The 3,231-nt window shown below is 54.7% G+C and carries 2 tRNA genes and 2 rRNA genes (1 of these 4 running past the window's edge); all 4 read left to right on the top strand.

The features are described from left to right. Window positions 1-402 precede the first annotated feature (402 nt). Window positions 403-1,889, top strand: a 16S ribosomal RNA gene (locus NZK81_RS21195). 176 nt (window positions 1,890-2,065) lie between these two features. Then, a tRNA-Ile gene (locus NZK81_RS21190) sits at window positions 2,066-2,142 on the top strand. Between the two features lie 157 nt (window positions 2,143-2,299). Continuing rightward, a tRNA-Ala gene (locus NZK81_RS21185) sits at window positions 2,300-2,375 on the top strand. A 264-nt stretch (window positions 2,376-2,639) separates the two neighbouring features. Next, a 23S ribosomal RNA gene (locus NZK81_RS21180) occupies window positions 2,640-3,231 on the top strand; it runs 2,200 nt beyond the window's last position. Together the 16S and 23S rRNA genes with 2 tRNA genes alongside form the textbook arrangement of a ribosomal RNA operon.

Raw genomic sequence — 3,231 nt, 5'->3', positions numbered from 1 at the left:
AAACTTTTTTGAAGAAAGTGTTTGACCGAATCGGGGGTGGGTTTTAGAGGGCCTCTCACCGCAGCGGAACACGCCGGTTTTCACCGGTTCTGAGGCGGTCGCCAACATAGACGGACAGCTTGTCCCCCGGGTCGCAAGAGACGGGGAACGATGGTTGTCCGCCAGTTCCTGTCTTGGGGCTGAGGTGTTGGTGTGATCTTTGACATTGTTGGTTTTTAGATGAAGGGACATGTGGGCGACGGCGCCCCGTCCGGGGAGCTTCAGGCTCCGTGTACGGGTTGTTTAAGTCGATGCCTTATATGTCCTTCGTATCCATTACGTTTGACAAGTGCAGGTATCGGCTCCTGAAGTTCGGTGCATTAGCTTGGCTGGCTTAGGCTGGTTGCTTTTGTATCGTGACACAAACTTGAGAGTTTGATCCTGGCTCAGAACGAACGCTGGCGGCATGCCTAACACATGCAAGTCGAACGAACCCTTCGGGGTTAGTGGCGCACGGGTGCGTAACGCGTGGGAATCTGCCCCTCGGTTCGGAATAACACAGAGAAATTTGTGCTAATACCGGATGATGACTTCGGTCCAAAGATTTATCGCCGAGGGATGAGCCCGCGTAGGATTAGCTAGTTGGTGGGGTAATGGCCTACCAAGGCGACGATCCTTAGCTGGTCTGAGAGGATGATCAGCCACACTGGGACTGAGACACGGCCCAGACTCCTACGGGAGGCAGCAGTGGGGAATATTGGACAATGGGGGAAACCCTGATCCAGCAATGCCGCGTGAGTGATGAAGGCCTTAGGGTTGTAAAGCTCTTTTACCCGGGATGATAATGACAGTACCGGGAGAATAAGCTCCGGCTAACTCCGTGCCAGCAGCCGCGGTAATACGGAGGGAGCTAGCGTTGTTCGGAATTACTGGGCGTAAAGCGCGCGTAGGCGGCGGCTCAAGTCAGAGGTGAAAGCCCGGGGCTCAACCCCGGAACTGCCTTTGAAACTAGGTCGCTAGAATCTTGGAGAGGTCAGTGGAATTCCGAGTGTAGAGGTGAAATTCGTAGATATTCGGAAGAACACCAGTGGCGAAGGCGACTGACTGGACAAGTATTGACGCTGAGGTGCGAAAGCGTGGGGAGCAAACAGGATTAGATACCCTGGTAGTCCACGCCGTAAACGATGATAACTAGCTGTCCGGGCTCTTGGAGTTTGGGTGGCGCAGCTAACGCATTAAGTTATCCGCCTGGGGAGTACGGTCGCAAGATTAAAACTCAAAGGAATTGACGGGGGCCTGCACAAGCGGTGGAGCATGTGGTTTAATTCGAAGCAACGCGCAGAACCTTACCAGCGTTTGACATCCCGATCGCGATTGGCAGAGATGCCTTTCTTCAGTTCGGCTGGATCGGTGACAGGTGCTGCATGGCTGTCGTCAGCTCGTGTCGTGAGATGTTGGGTTAAGTCCCGCAACGAGCGCAACCCTCGTCCTTAGTTGCCATCATTTAGTTGGGCACTCTAAGGAAACTGCCGGTGATAAGCCGGAGGAAGGTGGGGATGACGTCAAGTCCTCATGGCCCTTACACGCTGGGCTACACACGTGCTACAATGGCGGTGACAGTGGGCAGCGAGCACGCGAGTGTGAGCTAATCTCCAAAAGCCGTCTCAGTTCGGATTGTTCTCTGCAACTCGAGAGCATGAAGGCGGAATCGCTAGTAATCGCGGATCAGCATGCCGCGGTGAATACGTTCCCAGGCCTTGTACACACCGCCCGTCACACCATGGGAGTTGGTTTCACCCGAAGATCGTGCGCTAACCTTTTGGGGGCAGCGAGCCACGGTGGGATCAGCGACTGGGGTGAAGTCGTAACAAGGTAGCCGTAGGGGAACCTGCGGCTGGATCACCTCCTTTCTAAGGATTTGGCCGAAAGCGCCGGTGCTGGACATCGGAAGAGCTTCGTCCTCTCCAAAGAACATGCCGTCGTCCTCATGTCCCTTCATCACTGGAGATAGCACTCGCAAGAGTGCTGTACGCCTGAGCTGGCTCACGCCGCCCGCGGCCCTTTTGGCCAGCAGGGCACGGAAAGTGGGCCTGTAGCTCAGTTGGTTAGAGCGCACCCCTGATAAGGGTGAGGTCAGAGGTTCAAATCCTCTCAGGCCCACCATTCCCGCAAGAGGCGGGAATGGAGTCTTTGATGAGTGCTCAGTCGCCGCCGAACGCATCCGCGTTCTTGGCTTTTCGCGCCATAAGGCGCGGCGGCCGGTCGGCCTTGCGAACCCTTCGGGTTCGGGGCGCTTGAACGAGATGACACGTTTGGTGACGGGGCCTTAGCTCAGCTGGGAGAGCACCTGCTTTGCAAGCAGGGGGTCATCGGTTCGATCCCGATAGGCTCCACCAGCCAATCAAGCATGTACTCCAGGGATGAAGCGAAACGGTTCCGGACCCAAGAGAGATTTTGGGCTTCGGTTATGCGGGATCTGCCCGCGGTTCTTTGACATTGTGAATGGGTTTTTTAATCGATGCCGTGGCGCATCGTATCCACTGACGTAGTGGGTACACATGATGCGGCACAACAGATGCAAGTAATCTGGCTGAGATTTATCGTCCATACCTAGGACAACGCAGTCTTTATGCAGGGCTGTCGTTGATGGTGTGGATTCTCAAGCGTGAGGTAAGAGCATTTGGTGGATGCCTTGGCATGTACAGGCGATGAAGGACGTGGCACGCTGCGATAAGCGTCGGGGAGTTGTGAGCAAACTTTGATCCGGCGATTTCCGAATGGGGAAACCCACCTTCACCATTTCTCTCGGCTTCCGAGTGATCGGGAACTGAGTGAGGTGGATAAGGTATCACCTTAGTGAATATATAGCTTTGGTGAAGCGAACCTGGTGAACTGAAACATCTAAGTAACCAGAGGAAAAGACATCAACCGAGATTCCGTTAGTAGTGGCGAGCGAACGCGGACCAGGCCAGTGCCTTTGTCTAAACTAGCAGAACACTTTGGAAAGAGTGGCCATAGCGGGTGACAGCCCCGTATGCGAAAATGAGGACAAAGGACTCGAGTAGGGCGGGACACGTGAAATCCTGTCTGAACATGGGGGGACCACCCTCCAAGCCTAAATACTCGTACATGACCGATAGCGAACACAGTACCGTGAGGGAAAGGTGAAAAGCACCCCGATGAGGGGAGTGAAACAGTACCTGAAACCGAATGCTTACAAGCAGTTGGAGCTCCTTTAGGGAGTGACAGCGT

The sequence above is a fragment of the Novosphingobium mangrovisedimenti genome, from assembly GCF_025153475.1.
Classification (GTDB): Bacteria; Pseudomonadota; Alphaproteobacteria; order Sphingomonadales; family Sphingomonadaceae; genus Novosphingobium; species Novosphingobium mangrovi_A.
Note: the sequence above shows the minus strand (reverse complement) of the source record. Positions and strands in the feature narration are given on the sequence as shown.